Origin of the sequence: Alicyclobacillus acidoterrestris, from assembly GCF_022674245.1 — a bacterium.
Taxonomy (GTDB): Bacteria; Bacillota; Bacilli; order Alicyclobacillales; family Alicyclobacillaceae; genus Alicyclobacillus; species Alicyclobacillus acidoterrestris.
This window is the reverse complement of record NZ_CP080467.1, coordinates 584,437-600,487: the sequence shown is the minus strand read 5'-3', so window position 1 is coordinate 600,487 and position 16,051 is coordinate 584,437. Positions and strand designations below refer to the sequence as shown.

Below are 16,051 nucleotides of genomic sequence, written 5' to 3'. Positions count from 1 at the left end.
ATTCATACATTCTCAAAACGAATTGCTAGCGACCATTGAAACGCGTGGCGAAATGCGGCAGCGGTGCACCATCCCGTGGGTAGCGATCCCACCCACCACCAACGCCGCTACACTATGTCAACGGCCCTGTTCCTCTGCTAGCTTGCGAATTAATTGTTCTACGACGGAATTGAGTGCATCGGCGCAGGCCTCGTAGACTTCGGCTGGTCCACCAAACGGATCCGGCACATCCCCCGCCGCACCACCCTCAACGAACTCGCGAAGCGTGTAGGTCTTCCCTGCAGCCCCCGGGAATTCGCGCAGCAAATCCGCTTTATGCGAGGTCGTCATTGTAAAAATAAAATCGGCGTCGGAGATGAGCGACGGACTCACCGGTTTCGAGTTGTGCTGCGGGACCACCACGTGACGGCGGATCAAGGCATCTGTCGCAAGTGGCGTCATCGGTTGTCCCGGCACCGCGTAAATCCCCGCTGAATCAATGGTGGCGTCCAGCCCATGGATTGCGGCATGGTGTCGCGCCAAAGCCGCAGCCATGGGACTGCGGCATGTATTTCCCGTACAAACGAACAGAATCTGCATGAATCGTCTCACCTATATTCCTGAGCCGTGCCACAAGGCCGAGACGACTGGTCATGGCTCGAATCTTTTCTGTCACTCTTGCTCTTCAGTATATCCCTGCGGTTTTTATCCATGCAATCGATGCGCCCCACGCACCATCCATTCGATTGGATATCCTCAGTGGTTACCTACATCAAAAACTTGACCCCACAGCCAATCAACACGACGGCGCCGAGAATCTCCCCGTACCGCCCAACAGATTGACTGAACTTCTTGCCGATGAACAAGCCAACACCACACATCAGCATACTCACGAACCCAAACGAAAACGCCGATACCACACCATATGTAGCACTGCGAAGCCCAAGGCTGAATCCGACAGACAACGCGTCCAATGAGACACTTGCCGAGAACAACGCCATCGCCACGGCATTCCCCATCGCCTTGGGCGTCTCTTCCTTGCCAAAGAGACTCGTATAGAGCATGTGGACACCTAAGCCCATCAATAGAAGCGCGCCGAACCAGTGGGCGTATTGACCGAGATAATAGCCGACCAGATTGCCAAACGCGAGGCCCGCAAACGTCAAAATGACGTGAAATACACCAATGGAGAAACACAGCTGCAGCGCCGTCTTTCGGTCGATATTACTCAGCCCAACGCCAATCGACAGCGAGAGCGCATCCATACCCAAGGCGAACGACATTAGGAGAATTTCAATCATGGTCTGGAGATGATTCACGCCGTGGCTCCCCCTCTACTCAACTAAATCCATATCTATGCGCTCGTCCACGCACTCATGAGCGGGAAAGAGACGAGCGTCTCGATAGGAAATTTCCATATTCATGCATAAGTGCGGACCACTTGATAAACGCTTCTCCTATGTAAATTCATTTCACGGCTACATGCCCATTTGCTGGATGAACTGAACAAACTGTTTACCACTCGCAGCGGACAACGTCCATATCAACATGACGAAGGAGGCCCTTTCCGTGCATTCACACGTGCGCACACTGTCTATCAGCGCCCTCGTCGCCGGCGCCATCGCGCTTTTGCCCGGTTGCGGGCAAACGGGGCACACGACGAACAGCGCCCTGCCCATCGTCAACGACACCGCTTCATTTGCGGGCCTTCCCGGGACAACCGGGCAGCCCGCTCCCGCTTCATACCCACTCGGCATCGTCCAAGTACGGCGTGCAGACGTGATCGATAAACAGACCGTGAAGGTGGTCGTTCAGCCCGCGCAGGCCGGGGCGACTGGAGAAAGCGTGATCGATCTCGCCAGCCCCGACGGCCTTCTCAACTACATCACCGCACAATTCCCCGAGGATGTGGTGCGCCGCGTCGTCGTTTTGCGCCAGGATGGAACGGTCGTCCTGGACACAAGCGTCTCGACAAAGGGCGAGGTCTCCGAGTCTGTCAATGCCTCCGCGGCGACGTTCTCCCTCGGCCAGCGCATCCAAGCGCCACCGCCCGGCGTCACGATAGACCACAAACTGACACCGAAAGCGGCCATCAACGCCGCGCCAGAGGACAAGGCGGACGCGGTCGTGACTGTCGCCTCCGACCTCGAAGGCACCCCGTTCGTTTGGGGACACAATGAGGACCGGGGCGAACTCGGCTTTGACAGCAGCAACTTCGTCGCCTATGTCTACCACCACGCCCTTGGTTATCAAATGAGTGGCAACGCCAATGTGCAGCAAGACACGGTCGGAGTCACCGTCCCGAAGTGGGACATGCGCAAAGGAGACCTGCTCATCTTCGGCAACGGACAGCACGTTGGCATCTATCTCGGCAACGACGAGATGATTCAATGCGGCGGCGGACTCGGCAAGGTGGGCGTCGTCTCCCTCGGCCCCGACAGCGAGTGGGGCAAACACCTAACTGCCGTTCGGAGAATGTACTGATCTTAGGGCGCCTGACCGGGCAAAACCCCGGCCAGGCGGATGGGTGGATTTTCGTTTCCCACCAACAATCTGCCTCTCCAATTTGTAACGGAAATAGAGTAGGATAGAGTGGCAAGTAGACTCGGATTACGTTACGAAGCAAAGGGGGTTACTTATGGTAGGCAATCGGAAATCGGTTACAGTTCTCGGCATCGCGACCTGTTGCATAGCCGTCCTGGTCGGTTGCTCCGAACATCCCGCAGCGGCGCCGGCGGGATCCACCGCGAACACGACAGCGGCCAATGCCACAGCGACGGCCAATTCGACCGCACAAGCGGCGTCCATCGCGACAAACGATACCACGACGCCGACGCAAAAAATTGTGCCAACGACAGAGCCACCACTTACCTCTGACGAGATTTACTACGGTGGCAGTTCCTCGTCCGTAACGTCGACCACGGCTTCGTCCACCTCATCCGCGACTACCAGTTCTAGCGCAAGTACCGCTAGCACAGGAAGCAGCGTATCGAGCAGTACGCAAGCGGAATCCGGCGCGACCACTGGCGCAACGAGTCCCTCCGAAAGCACCGGGACCAGCAGCAATGAGACATCAACGGGCGCGACGGGGACAGATAACAGCAGCGGACAAGTCGATTCCGGCGGGGCAAGTACGACACCCAGTGGGGGAACGAGTACGGGCACCTCTGGCACAAGTAGTACTGGGAAGCCAGACGATGGGGCGAGCACGGGTGGACAGACGACCAGCCCTTCATCGAGTTCCACGGGTAGCACGGGCAGTGGAACGAGCGCGGGTAGCAGCGGATTGAGCACCGGGAGTTCGTCGGGCAACACGGGGCACACGTCGAGATCGGCATCAGGAAACAGCGGGGCAAGCGGCAGCGCACAATAATCTGCCAGCCCCGCTTCGGTTCAATTCATCCTGTGTAACCATTTAGCGGTCGAGCGTCGTCGAATGCTCGCCACCCATCCAATCTGCCTGAATTCGCTCCATGGTCTTACCACTGGTCTCCGGGACTGCTTTGTGCATAAACACCGCCATGACGATACAAAATGCGGCGAACACCCAAAACGTCCATGTGCCACCGATGGCTTGTAACAGAATCGGGAAAAATTGCGCGACCAAGTACGTCGCAAACCAAAGTGCAAACGAGGCAATCGCCATCGTCCTGCCGCGAATCTTCGTCGGATAAATTTCCGAGAGCACAATCCAGACGCCGCCGCCCCATGACAACTCGTAAGCGATGGTGTGTAAGAACACCAAGGATAAAACGAGCCAAGTAAGCATGTGCGGCATGCTGAACGCAATCCCCAATATCACGAGAAACACGGCCATGGCCCAGCCATTCCACACCAACAGGCGTTTGCGTCCTGCCCTGTCGACAATCAGCATCAGAACGATGACAAAGAGCACCTTGATAGCGCCAATCCAAACGGTGTCGTAAAAGGATGCATTGGTTCCAGCACCGGCTGCCTTGAAAATCATCGGCGCGTAATAGCCAACTGCGTTTGTCCCTGTGAATTGCTGAAATATGGCCAAAAGGACCCCAATCAGTAGCGCCTTGCGAATCCCAGGGCTAAACAACTCTTTGAAAAATGAGTCTTTGACATCCGCGATGGAACCTCGAATTTCGGCCAATTCCGCAGTGGCTTTTTCCTGGCCATTGACGCGGTACAAAATGTCGAACGCCTGGTTGTACTTTTCGCGTGTGGCGAGGTACCTTGGGCTTTCGGGAACAAAGAAAAGCAGGCAGAAGAAAATGACACCTGGGATGACGCCCATCCCAAACATCCAGCGCCAGCCCGTGGTTTGATTCCAAGCGGTAGCGTGTGTGCTGACAATGGCTGCGTTTACAAAGTAGACAATAAAAATGCCTGTCACAATCGCCAACTGATTTGACCCGACTAACCGACCACGAATCTTTGGCGGCGCAATTTCCGCGATGTACAGCGGGGACAACAGCGAAGCAAGCCCGATCCCGACACCTCCGCAAAACCGGCCAATGACCAACATCGCTACACTGTTCGCAAACGCCGTCAACAGGCTGCACAGAACGAACGTCAAGCCGGCTATCATGAGCGTCTTCTTACGTCCCAGCGTATCGCCCAAGTAACCGGCGATGAGCACGCCAAGCATCGCACCCAGGTCAATACTGCTCGAGACAAGTCCGGTCACGGCGGCGCTCATGTGAAACTCCGACTGCAAAAAGCCATTGGCGCCAGAGATGACACCCGTGTCATAACCAAACAACAGACCACCCAGTGACGCGATAATGACCACAACGGTGACGTACCCGACACCAGATTTGGCCGCATCCGCTTGCTCCTGCAATGTCGTATTTGCATTGCCCACTCTAGTCACCTTCTCGACGAGGATAATTCCACACTTCACATTCACATCGAGTACGAGGAAACGGTGCTACACCATGTACACCAAATCAATTAAAACGCTTTCATTTCACCATTAGATAAAATCATCCAGCAGGAGACCACGAACATCCGCCAATGTCTACGCAGCTCGCCCCGGATATGTGCAGTGACGCAACACGCCTCCCTTCCACTTATCACATTGTAAAGCGATTTCATTGATTCATTAACAGAATATTATGTTGTGATAAATCATATGTCAATGTTATTTTTAACAGTAAGAGGTCAGTTTCGAGGTGGTGCGGTCGATCTCCGGATGACAATATCCCCTTCCAACACAATCCGCCTCGGCATCTCGCGCAGCCCTTCGATTCTTTCTAGCAACATTTGCGTACCAAGCGAACCGAAGCTGTAGGTAGGCTGAATCGCCGATGTAAACGACGAGTCGATTGCCGCCAGGTAGTCAGAATTCCCAAAGCCCACAATACTCATATCATCCGGCACGCAAAGGCCGAATTCCTTGAGCCGGTTGACCGAATGCGCGTACTGAAACATATTGGCTACAAAGAGCGCCGTCGGCGGTTCCGCCAACTGCAATAACTCGTCAATGAACGTGGGTTCAATATCCCGTGTCATGACGGAGTACTTCACCAACTCATCCGATCTCGCCACTCCGTGCGCCGCCAAAGCCTGAAAGTAACCTTCCACGCGCTCCCGGCTCGTCCGGTTGTTCGGTGCGCCAGTGACGACGCCAATTCGGCGGTGCCCCAGTTCAATTAGGTGCTCGACCAAAGCCTTTGAGGTGCCGACAATATCGCTTTTCACCACGTCCACTTGGACGCCTTCCACTTCCCTGTCAATCAAGACGTACGGAATGCCTTCCTTGTCCAATAACGCCAAATTCGCCCGCGACTCGTCGCCAACAGGCGCGATGAGGACGCCGTCGGCGTGAAATTCAATGCACATCTGAATATACTGCTGTTCCTTATTCAGATTTTCATCCGTATTGGCCAAAAACACCCGGTAACCTTGTTTTTTCGCGACATCTTCCATACCCCGCGCGATAAACGTAAAAAACGGATTCGTGATATCCGGAATAATCAATACCAATGTACTAATTTCGTGCTGGATAACCTGTTTGGTGTACCCCTTCGGGACGTAATTAACCTCTTCCATGGCCCGCAGGACCTTCTTGCGGGTGGATTCCTTGACGGCTCCATTCCCACTGATAATGCGGGATACCGTCATCACTGAAACCCCCGCTCGCCTCGCCACATCAGCCATCGTTGCCATGGAGTCACCACCCTGTGTTCATTGTTCAAGCAAAACAAGCAGTTTGATTTTAACACGCAGTCCCGAGAAGTCGTGTACAACAGCGAAAGTACAACGCATAAAATTTCACGTAGCTGCTATGCCGTTCACCAAAGAACATGACATTCCTATCAGCGTTAATGTTATTTATAACATATTGACACCGCCGCGAGAAAGCGAATACATTTTATGTATTGAATGCTACCTAAGCTTGGATTCAAAAGAAAATCGCATCCGTTTCGCCACGTAGACCTTTCAACAGGCCTTGTTTAAATTTATGTTATATTTCACATTAGGAGGTGCATTTAGCACCGCGTCTATCCTCACCCCATGACGCGGCATGGATAATGGCTGTCATCACGTTTAGTGGCAAATCGAGACGTCCAGAGAAACGAGGAATCGACGATGTGTGCAGCAAAGATACTGCGGATACACGACCACGATAACGTTGGCGTCGTCACCGAATCTATTTCAAAAGGCGACGTCGTGACGTTTTCCGATGAAATCTTACAAGCGACAGAAGATATTCTGCGCGGGCACAAAATTGCGTTGGTGGACATCCCAGAGGGGACGAACATCGTCAAATACGGGTACCCAATTGGCCACGCGACCCAATACATCGCCAAGGGCGAATGGGTTCACACCCATAACGTCCAGACCAATCTGAGCGGAAAGACGGACTACGCGTACCATCCGGTCAAACCGATTGCGACGCCACAGAAATCTGATTTGCCTACCTCGTTTGAAGGGTACGTCCGTCCAAACGGCGAGGTCGGCATTCGAAATGAAATTTGGATTCTAAACACGGTCGGTTGCGTCAACAAAGCTGCAGAAGCGTTGGCACGGATGGCAGATTCCGAACTTCGGGGCGATGGCGTTGACGGTGTCTACCACTTTGCCCACCCGTACGGCTGTTCCCAACTGGGCGACGATTTAACGTACACGCAAAAAGCCCTGGCTGGACTCGCGCGCCACCCCAACGCAGCAGGTGTCCTCATTCTAGGGCTTGGGTGCGAGAACAACCGCATTTCGTCATTTCGCCCCTTCCTTCAAGATGTCCCCGAAGAAAAGCTCAGATTCCTGGCACTCCAGGACGTCGACGACGAATTCGAAGAAGGCATGCGACTACTTCGAGAACTAGCAGACTACGCCCGCACCTTCCAACGTCAGCGCGTGCCTGTCGCGCGGTTGAAAGTTGGGTTGAAATGTGGCGGATCGGACGGATTCTCCGGCATCACAGCGAATCCCCTGGTAGGCCGCGTCTCCGACATCCTCGTCGCAAATGGGGGTACCACGCTCCTGACCGAAGTGCCGGAGATGTTCGGCGCAGAAACCATCCTGATGAACCGCGCGATAAACGACACGGTCTTTCAGAATGTCGTATCACTCATCAACGACTTTAAAGACTACTATACCCGGCACGGCCAGGTCATTTACGAAAACCCGTCACCGGGCAACAAAGACGGTGGCATCACGACACTGGAAGAAAAATCGCTCGGCTGTACACAGAAAGGCGGCACGGCAAGCGTGGTCGATGTCCTGCCCTATGGAACACGGGCGACGACACCTGGACTCAATCTCGTGCAAGCGCCCGGAAACGATATGGTTTCCGTCACCGCATTAGTCGCAGCAGGCGCTCATATCGTGCTATTTACAACTGGACGCGGAACGCCGATGGGCGCGGCGGTTCCAACCGTGAAAATCTCTACCAACACGCCGCTGTACGAGCGAAAGAAAAATTGGATAGATTTTAACGCCGGTACCCTTCTTACAGGCGACGACATGGACACTTTAGCGGCCGAGTTGTATCGGCGCGTCGTGGACATTGCCTCGGGAATAGTGCAAACCCGAAATGAGCGAAATGGGTTCCGTGAAATTGCCATCTTTAAGGATGGCGTCACATTGTGATCACGATGGGACAACAGCGCACGGTAACTTGCACGTCGCATCCCTTGGCGTCCGGCGCACAAGTTCTTCGCCAATCCGCAAAATGGGGGACCCGCTATGCAATTATCTGTACAACTCGACGCGTCACACCGAAGCGTTAAATTTCCAGAGCGAATCATTCAAATTGGCGAGGGAAATTTCCTGCGCGGCTTTGTGGACTGGATGATTCACCAATTGAATAAACAAGGGTTATATGAAGGCAGTGTCGTCGTCGTCGCACCGCGACCGAGCGGCGCGACGAATATTGCACGCCTAAATGCCCAGGATGGCCTGTTCACCGTTTGCCTGCGCGGTATCCACCAGGGTATCAACATCGACGACCGGGAAATCGTGTCTTCCATCCGTCGCGGCATTGATCCCCACCAGGATTGGAGCGAATTCTTGCGCTGTGCGGAGAATCCGACTATCGACATCCTGGTGTCCAACACCACCGAATCCGGCATTCAATACGTCCAGGAAGACTACCAGATGGGCCAGCCGCTGATGTCATTTCCGGGAAAATTGACGGCCTATTTACACCACCGCTACACATTCTTCCAGGGCGCTGCAGCGGCGGGAATGACCATTGTGCCCTGCGAGTTAATCGAGGACAACGGTGAGAAACTTCGGGAAATTGTCTTGCGCCACGCAGCCGACTGGGGGCTTCCCACCACGTTCCAAGATTGGATCCGCCAGCACAACCACTTTTGCAATACACTAGTCGATAGAATCGTCACGGGTTTTCCGAAGGGCACCAGCGGTCAAGAGCTACTGGACAGCCTGGGTTATCGTGATGAACTCGTCACCGTCGGCGAACCGTATCATCTGTGGGCCATTGAGGCGGATGATAGACTTGCGCAAGCTTGGCCATTTGAGAAAATCGGTCTCAACGTTCGGTATGTAGCCGACGTGACCCCCTATCGCGTACAAAAGGTCCGAATTCTAAACGGCGCACACACCGCCATGGCGGCGCTAGGACTCTTGGCTGGACTGTCTAGCGTACGAGAGGTCGTCATCCACCCCGTGTTCGGCCCATTTATACACGGCCTACTTTTCGGGGAAGTTGTACCCACTTTAGCCGACCACGTAGACAGCGAGGACCAGTTGGAGGAATTTGCGAATGCTGTCATGGAGCGATTCGCCAATCCATATATTCACCACGAATTGACGTCACTGACGCTCAATGGTTTATCGAAAATCCGCGTGCGCCTGTTACCGACGCTAAACGATTACTACGCGCGCTACGGTCGGGCGCCACGCTGTTTGTCAGCAGCGCTCGCTGGACAACTGCTGTTCTATCGGAACGCGGATAACCCGCTGAAGCGCTGGCCGATTCAGGACGATAGCGCATGGGTCTCGACCCTCGAAGACATTTGGGCCAAGGAATCAACAGTCGGCCTGGAGGAAACCGTTGCGGCACTACTTCGCCATCCCCAACTATGGGGCCAAGATTTGACGCAATTAGACGGATTACACGCGCAGATGGTAGCGTTTATCCGCCGCGTGCGACAGAACGGCGTGGTAACGGCGCTGCAATCCGTCGCAGAGGTTTTGTGAGATGCTGGAAGAATGGGAGGACATCCATGATGCGTGCATTTTTAGATGAGCATTTTTTACTGTCTAACGAAACTGCGATTGCGCTATACGAATCCTTTGCCAAGGATATGCCAATCATTGATTATCACTGCCACATCAGCCCACAACAAATCTACGAGAATCATCAATTCAAAAACATCACCGAAATTTGGTTGGGCGGCGACCATTACAAGTGGCGCTTGATGCGCGCGAATGGTGTAGACGAATCGTTGATTACCGGCGACGCCGACGATTATGAGAAGTTTCTCGCGTGGGCAAGAACCGTCCCCATGACCCTTGGCAATCCACTGTACCATTGGTCGCACCTCGAGTTGCAGCGCTTCTTTGGCATCACCGCCCTGCTTGACGAGACGACCGCACCAGAGATCTGGCAACGCACCAACGAATTGTTGGCTACAGAGGACTACAGAGTCCGCAACCTGATTACCAAGTTCAACGTACAAGTCATCTGTACCACCGACGATCCAACGGATACACTGGAATATCATCTAAAACTAAAAGCAGATGACACATTTCCCGTGAAGGTCATCCCTGCTTTTCGCCCTGACAAGGCTTTAGAAGTCCGTCGAGATACGTTTGTCCCCTGGATAAAACAACTCGAACAGGCTATCGGCGCGCCCATCTCCGACTATCGAGCGCTGCTCGACGCCATCACCGCTCGTGCCGAATACTTTCATGAAGTCGGCTGTCGCGCATCCGATCACGCGCTCGACACGGTACCGTACACCCCCACAACCCTGGACGAAGCCGCGCGCATTTTCGACAAAGCGCTCAAAGGTGAAGACATCAGCCTTGTGGAGGATCACAAGTACAAGACGTACACCATGGTGTTTCTCGGGAAGCTGTACGCTCGACTGGGCTGGGTGATGCAGCTACATATGCATGCAGCCCGAAATAATAACACGCGCATGTTTCAACGACTTGGTCCAGACACAGGCTTTGATTCTATGTATGACGGCCAATTGGCAGCGCCATTATGCCAGTTGCTAAATGAACTGGAGATGACGGACTCCCTGCCAAAAACCATCCTCTATTCCCTAAATCCAAAGGATTTCCCTGTGCTCGCGGCCCTTCTCGGGAGTTTCCAAGGCGGCGGCATCCCGGGCAAACTGCAACTCGGCGCTGCCTGGTGGTTTAACGATACAAAGGAAGGCATGCTGCGCCAAATGCAAGCCCTGGCGGATGTCGGTCTACTCAGCCAGTTTGTCGGCATGCTGACAGACTCGCGCAGCTTCATGTCCTACCCGCGCCACGAGTACTTCCGGCGGTTATTATGCAATCTATTGGGCGAATGGGTGGAAAAGGGAGAGGCGCCGAACGATATGGCGTTACTCGGGAAAATGGTCCAGGCCATTTGTTATGACAATGCAAAGAACTACTTCTCGTTCACGTAACAGCCGTCAAACGCAGCACATGCACAAAATGCCCTCGAAACGACCTGCGCACATGCGTGGGTGTTCGAGGGCATGGTTTTAAGCGGACAGCCACCGCGTTGTTTCACCAAAAATCATCACTCGCCGAACCAGTCGTTATGCAGAGCGATGCCCCGCGTCATGGTTTCCTTGTGTCGACTCCTGAAGGGCGTCACGATGAACAGCTTTCTCCATCACGGAGTTGCCAACCAACATGCCAATCCCAACGACCAGCAAAAGAACAATACCCACAACTAAAAGTCCAACCATGTAGTTCAACCTCCGTGCCCTTGATGAATTCCTCTTTGCACTGGCTATTCTGGCTATTATAGACCGGTCAACGGGAAAACTCATGGAATGAAGGCGCTATCACTAGACTTGTCGCAGTTTGTTCTCAGTTGCTTCTCACTTCCGACACATTTGCGGAAATAAAAGGGGCTCATTATTATGTGCTGGGGGCAGGCGAATCACGCCTACACCCGCAACACGCGGCCTCCAGAGGCCTTTTGAAGTCGGTTCATCACGGCAGTCCCTAGCCCGCGCGCTGGATTGACGCCATAGATGAGGATATCGGTGGCGCCGGCGTGATCGAACTCGCGCAACAGGCGATACAGATGTTTCGCCAGCGCTTCGTCATACGCCTCATGGCACAGTGGGCGCGCAAGGTCACGCGCGACGGGCAACTCGTAACGACTGAGAAAATCGTCCGGCGCAACGATGGCCGCGCGCAATTCGTGATCTACTTCGTCGTCGAGCAGCAATTCGAGCATCGCCCGGTAAATCTCCTCCGGTTGGCCCCACCAGACATGTACCCGCGCATCTGGCGCATAGTGACGGTATTTCATGCCCGGTGCGAGCGCTGGCGCGTCGAGATCGATCAAGTGCGCATCGTAAACCACGGGCAAATCGATGACATCGGCTATCATCTCTTGGGTAATTCCGCCGGGCCGCAGAATCAACGCGCGCTCCTCCTCGACGAGCAGCACCGTGGACTCGACGCCAATGCCACAGGGTCCCGCGTCGACTAGTCCATCAATGACTTCGCCAAGGTCCTCCGCCACGGCATCTGCCGTCGTCGGGCTCGGCCGCCCCGAGGTGTTCGCGCTCGGAGCCGCAATCGGTACGTCACTCAGGCGAATCAGCGTACGCGCGATAGTGTGGTCCGGCATTCGCACCCCGACCAAATCGGTCCCGGGATGCACTGCAGGCGCAATGGCATCGCCCACAGGAAAAAGGAGCGTTAGCGGCCCCGGCCAAAACGCGTCCATCAACTGTTTATGTGCCCTGCTTGGTTCATAGTCTGATGGCAGGACAGAAGCGAGTTGCGTTTCATCTGCAATGTGGACGATTAAAGGGTTGTCGGCAGGTCGCTGTTTCGCGCGAAAAATTTTTAAGACCGCGGCTTCATCTAGCGCGCTTGCACCAAGTCCGTACACAGTCTCCGTCGGAAAAGCCACGAGCTTGCCACCCTGCAACAAGGAAGCCGCTTGCGAGAGCGCCGCCCGATTGTGTCCGTCGTCATCACCCAAAGTCCACCGTTGCATTTGACACACCTCACAAAATTCTAGTTTCATCACCGTATCACAGCATCCCACAAGATACGAAATCCCGCAAATGAGCCCCGGCGAACATGCATCACTTGCCAAGCAAATGCTTCAACGCCTTAATGGCCGATTCCCCGTAATCCTCGCTCGCCAAGCGAACCTGTACCGTTTGTTTTTTTCCATCCGCACCAGGCACCTGAATGGTTTCGAGGGGCGGCAAATCAGGAAATGATCCGGTGTTCGGCACTGCGTCACCCTCTGCAACGTCAATGAAACAAAGCGGCGGGTACAGCACACACCACCAATTCGCGCCCTGACCTTTACCAATCGTGATTCGAAGTGCCTCGTAATTACCGGCTGGATACACGCGATTACCGTAGATCTTCGTGGGGAACGGTACCTTGCCGACGTCCGTGTGAATCGGTTCATCGACCCCGTGCGCATGTTCGACCTGGGTGGCCGTCGCTTGAATTTGTTGAATGTGATTGAGGACGATTTGCCGTGCCTGTGTCGAGTTTTTCGCGCCAGATACCCAAGAACCGACTTGCTCGACGACCGCATCGCGGATTTCCAGCTTCAACTTCTGATCTGCTGGGCTATCGCTGTTCGCGATAATCCGAAGACGGAGCGCTTCTTTTGGAATCGGCGCGTCGTGTGGTGTCGCCACGTTTTGATACACGACGTCCTTTGCTTCTGCTGCCGCAGGCTTGTGCAACAACATCCGCCCGCCACCGACGACCACAGCCACTATCCCAACAAAAGCTACAAACCGTCTTGAAATCCGCATCCGGAATCCCTCCTACCGTATCTAGCAACATTCTAGCCAGACATTAGTAGGTTTAAACCGGATTACTAGATTTTTCGTAGCGATAGATTGACGGGGCAAAAACTATGGCTTTTTCCCCGGTCAATCAACCCATCCAAAACGATCACCGCCCCGCGTCACGGCCACCACGCGATGGACACCTCGCACATCGCGATGAAGGGACACCGTAAAAGACTGCCACGCGCTGTGGGCGCGGAACAATTCCGCCACTGCCTCCGCCTGCCCCATCCCAACCTCTAAAAAGAGTCCGGCAGGCGCACCCGCTCGTCCGAGTAGCGTAGGTGGTAGCGCTGCGAATCGCCGATAAAAATCGAGGCCATCCGCGCCACCGTCGAGCGCTAGATGGGGCTCGTACAGACGCACACTCGTCTCCAGTTCGTCAATCTCACCACGGGGGATGTACGGCGGGTTGCTGACAATCACGTCGAATGCGTAACCAGCCTGCCCCTGTTGCTGGATGTACGCAAAGCCATCCCCTTGCACCACATCCACCGCCGCGTTCAAGCGGCTACAATTTTCCCGCGTTAGATTCACCGCATCAGCGGAGATATCCACCGCCGTCACCACGGATGCAGGGCATTCAAGTTGAAGCGTGATAGAAATACAACCCGTGCCAGGGCCAATTTCAACCACGCGAATCGGCGATGTCAGGGCGCTCGCATCCGAGTCGGTTTGCGACTGAATCCAATTCAAAACCGTCTCCACCAACGTTTCCGTATCCGGACGCGGAATTAAAGCACCAGGGCGCGCCCGAAAGACCCGCCCGTAAAAATACGTATAACCCAGTATGTAAGCGAGTGGCTCACCGTCTATGCGCCGGCGAACCAACCCGTCAACCACGTCGATTACGGAATTTGGCACAGTTTCTGGCAAATGCTGCAGCAAGGCGAGCTTAGTCCAGTCCATAGCGGCGCAGACCAATTGCTCTGCCTCCGTGCGCGTCTGATGCGCCAACTCGTCAGCAGGCCAATCGCGGTATGCCGCACTGGTACCGAGCCGCTGCGCCACCTGTTTCACCAGCTGGGCAAATGTGATAGATAGCTCCATTTACGCCTCCGCAGCCTGTTCCAACATCGACGCCCGCTCCGCCACGACGAGGCCGTGGATGATTTCGTCGAGATCTCCGGCAAGGACCTGCTCCAGCTTGTGGAGGGTCATCCCGATGCGGTGGTCAGTGACCCGACTTTGCGGAAAGTTATAGGTGCGAATCCGCTCGCTCCGATCCCCCGTACCCACCTGGTTTTTCCGGGACGCAGCCTGTTCCTCCTGTTGTTCGCGCTGATACTTTTCGAACAGCCGCGCACGCAGGACTTTCATCGCCTTTTCCCGGTTCTTAATCTGCGATTTCTCATCCTGACAGGAGACCACAATCCCAGTCGGTAGGTGCGTGATACGGACAGCCGATTGCGTCGTGTTGACACTCTGCCCACCCGGTCCCGTCGAGCAGAACGTGTCGATGCGGATGTCCTTCTCCTGCACCTCGACTTCGACCTCTTCGACCTCTGGCAGCACAGCGACGGTTGCGGTCGACGTGTGAATACGCCCACCGGACTCCGTCACTGGAACGCGTTGAACGCGATGTGTCCCACTTTCAAACTTCAGTTTGCTAAACGCACCTTGCCCCTGAATGGACAACGTCACTTCGCGGAAGCCACCCATATCGGTATAATGCGCGTCAATCATCTGCGTCTTCCAGCCTTGATCTTCCGCATACCGCGTGTACATGCGCAAAAGCGTTCCGGCAAACAACGCGGCTTCCTCCCCGCCGGCCGCCGCCCGAATCTCGACAAAGACGTTTTTGTCGTCGTTCGGATCTTTCGGCAACAAGAGAATCTGAAGTTTGTTCTGCAAGTTGTCGATCTCGCCCTGCAACTGTTCAACCTCGGCGCGAACAAACTCCTTCATCTCGTCGTCCAACTTCTCCTGCAGCATCTCCTTGGCCTCCGCGAGCTGCTGCTGCGCCGCCTTGAGTGCCCGGTACGTCTCGACCGTCTCTTGCAAATCCGACTGCTCCTTGGCATAGGTGCGGAGTTGGTTCGGGTCGCTGACTACAGCCGGATCACACAAGAATTGACTCAACTGGTCATAGCGATTCTCCATCGACGCCAATCGTTCAAACACGACACTCACCTCCAACCTCGCTGGGTCTTACAGGATATAAAAAAGCCAAAGTTGGTTACCCGACACGTACAAAAGCCACCCGAACGGGCGACCATCGGTTCCAACGATGGCTTATATGGCACGATGGGTTCCCGTGTGCAGGAACACTGCCACAAGAACCCAAAGCGCACCGACTAGAAGAAGCTGTGTTCAAGCACTTATTGTGCTTTCATCCCGTACTTCTTGTTAAACCTGTCAACACGACCGCCTGCATCGATGAGCTTTTGCTTACCGGTATAGAACGGATGGCACTTCGAGCAGATTTCCACGCGAAGAGACTCTTTCACGGAGCCTGTCTCAAACGTGTTGCCACATGCGCAGGTTACAGTCACTGTATGGTAATGCGGATGGATATCCGATTTCATGTCTGTTCACCGCCCTTCGAGCATTTAAACACTGCCGTTGATTATAACACAGATTTGTTCCATTGTCACGGGGCCCCGTGTGTG

The 16,051-nt window shown here is 54.6% G+C and carries 14 protein-coding genes and 1 pseudogene; 5 read left to right on the top strand and 10 right to left on the bottom strand.

Going from position 1 to position 16,051, the window contains the following annotated elements; all coding sequences use genetic code 11:
• Positions 1-117: 117 nt before the first annotated feature.
• Positions 118-579 (bottom strand): low molecular weight protein arginine phosphatase, encoded by a 462-nt coding sequence (locus K1I37_RS02830; RefSeq protein WP_021296820.1) that lies wholly within the window; start codon positions 577-579, stop codon positions 118-120.
• A 167-nt stretch (positions 580-746) separates the two neighbouring features.
• Positions 747-1,298 carry a manganese efflux pump MntP gene (locus K1I37_RS02825; protein ID WP_021296819.1) on the bottom strand — a complete coding sequence of 184 codons (552 nt, stop codon included), beginning with the start codon at positions 1,296-1,298 and terminating at the stop codon, positions 747-749.
• An 892-nt stretch (positions 1,299-2,190) separates the two neighbouring features.
• Between K1I37_RS02825 and K1I37_RS21765 the strand changes: the two are divergent.
• Positions 2,191-2,463 (top strand): annotated as a pseudogene (locus K1I37_RS21765) (NlpC/P60 family protein); the annotation flags it as partial.
• A gap of 154 nt (positions 2,464-2,617) precedes the next feature.
• Positions 2,618-3,352, top strand: a complete 735-nt coding sequence (locus K1I37_RS02815) for a hypothetical protein (protein WP_021296817.1) — start codon at positions 2,618-2,620, stop codon at positions 3,350-3,352.
• 42 nt (positions 3,353-3,394) lie between these two features.
• On the opposite strand, the gene K1I37_RS02810 is transcribed toward K1I37_RS02815, so the two are convergent.
• Positions 3,395-4,813, bottom strand: a complete 1,419-nt coding sequence (locus K1I37_RS02810) for a sugar porter family MFS transporter (RefSeq protein ID WP_021296816.1) — start codon at positions 4,811-4,813, stop codon at positions 3,395-3,397.
• Between the two features lie 299 nt (positions 4,814-5,112).
• A complete protein-coding gene (locus tag K1I37_RS02805) occupies positions 5,113-6,120 on the bottom strand; it encodes a LacI family DNA-binding transcriptional regulator (RefSeq protein WP_021296815.1) in 1,008 nt (335 codons plus the stop codon).
• A 423-nt stretch (positions 6,121-6,543) separates the two neighbouring features.
• On the opposite strand from K1I37_RS02805, the gene K1I37_RS02800 reads away from it, so the two are divergent.
• From K1I37_RS02800 to uxaC, 3 genes are all read left to right on the top strand, one after another.
• Complete coding sequence (locus tag K1I37_RS02800; protein WP_021296814.1) at positions 6,544-8,046, top strand: UxaA family hydrolase; 1,503 nt, start codon at positions 6,544-6,546, stop codon at positions 8,044-8,046.
• Between the two features lie 96 nt (positions 8,047-8,142).
• Complete coding sequence (locus K1I37_RS02795; RefSeq protein WP_021296813.1) at positions 8,143-9,621, top strand: tagaturonate reductase; 1,479 nt, start codon at positions 8,143-8,145, stop codon at positions 9,619-9,621.
• A 29-nt stretch (positions 9,622-9,650) separates the two neighbouring features.
• Positions 9,651-11,054: a glucuronate isomerase gene (gene uxaC / locus K1I37_RS02790; RefSeq protein WP_031218752.1), complete on the top strand. Its 1,404-nt coding sequence runs from the start codon at positions 9,651-9,653 to the stop codon at positions 11,052-11,054.
• A gap of 135 nt (positions 11,055-11,189) precedes the next feature.
• On the opposite strand, the gene K1I37_RS02785 is transcribed toward uxaC, so the two are convergent.
• The 6 genes from K1I37_RS02785 to rpmE form a co-directional block, all read right to left on the bottom strand.
• On the bottom strand, positions 11,190-11,342 hold the full coding sequence (locus tag K1I37_RS02785; RefSeq protein ID WP_021296811.1) for a hypothetical protein: 153 nt from the start codon (positions 11,340-11,342) through the stop codon (positions 11,190-11,192).
• A 203-nt stretch (positions 11,343-11,545) separates the two neighbouring features.
• On the bottom strand, positions 11,546-12,616 hold the full coding sequence (locus tag K1I37_RS02780) for an L-threonylcarbamoyladenylate synthase (protein WP_021296810.1): 1,071 nt from the start codon (positions 12,614-12,616) through the stop codon (positions 11,546-11,548).
• A 91-nt stretch (positions 12,617-12,707) separates the two neighbouring features.
• Entirely contained in the window at positions 12,708-13,403 is a 696-nt protein-coding gene (gene spoIIR / locus K1I37_RS02775) for a stage II sporulation protein R (RefSeq protein WP_021296809.1), read from the bottom strand.
• Positions 13,404-13,523: 120 nt separating this feature from the next.
• Entirely contained in the window at positions 13,524-14,489 is a 966-nt protein-coding gene (prmC, locus tag K1I37_RS02770; protein ID WP_021296808.1) for a peptide chain release factor N(5)-glutamine methyltransferase, read from the bottom strand.
• Positions 14,490-15,563, bottom strand: a complete 1,074-nt coding sequence (gene prfA, locus K1I37_RS02765; RefSeq protein WP_021296807.1) for a peptide chain release factor 1 — start codon at positions 15,561-15,563, stop codon at positions 14,490-14,492. It abuts the gene before it with no gap.
• Between the two features lie 197 nt (positions 15,564-15,760).
• A complete protein-coding gene (rpmE, locus tag K1I37_RS02760; RefSeq protein WP_081654107.1) occupies positions 15,761-15,967 on the bottom strand; it encodes a 50S ribosomal protein L31 in 207 nt (68 codons plus the stop codon).
• Between the last annotated feature and the right edge of the window lie 84 nt (positions 15,968-16,051).

Coding starts and splice junctions, on each gene's coding strand:
- K1I37_RS02830 (WP_021296820.1), bottom strand. CDS start 579: ATGCAGATTCTGTTCGTTTGTACGGGAAATACATGCCGCAGTCCCATG.
- K1I37_RS02815 (WP_021296817.1), top strand. CDS start 2,618: ATGGTAGGCAATCGGAAATCGGTTACAGTTCTCGGCATCGCGACCTGT.
- K1I37_RS02805 (WP_021296815.1), bottom strand. CDS start 6,120: ATGGCAACGATGGCTGATGTGGCGAGGCGAGCGGGGGTTTCAGTGATG.
- K1I37_RS02800 (WP_021296814.1), top strand. CDS start 6,544: ATGTGTGCAGCAAAGATACTGCGGATACACGACCACGATAACGTTGGC.
- K1I37_RS02795 (WP_021296813.1), top strand. CDS start 8,143: ATGCAATTATCTGTACAACTCGACGCGTCACACCGAAGCGTTAAATTT.
- uxaC (WP_031218752.1), top strand. CDS start 9,651: ATGCGTGCATTTTTAGATGAGCATTTTTTACTGTCTAACGAAACTGCG.
- K1I37_RS02785 (WP_021296811.1), bottom strand. CDS start 11,342: ATGGTTGGACTTTTAGTTGTGGGTATTGTTCTTTTGCTGGTCGTTGGG.
- K1I37_RS02780 (WP_021296810.1), bottom strand. CDS start 12,616: ATGCAACGGTGGACTTTGGGTGATGACGACGGACACAATCGGGCGGCG.
- spoIIR (WP_021296809.1), bottom strand. CDS start 13,403: ATGCGGATTTCAAGACGGTTTGTAGCTTTTGTTGGGATAGTGGCTGTG.
- prmC (WP_021296808.1), bottom strand. CDS start 14,489: ATGGAGCTATCTATCACATTTGCCCAGCTGGTGAAACAGGTGGCGCAG.
- rpmE (WP_081654107.1), bottom strand. CDS start 15,967: ATGAAATCGGATATCCATCCGCATTACCATACAGTGACTGTAACCTGC.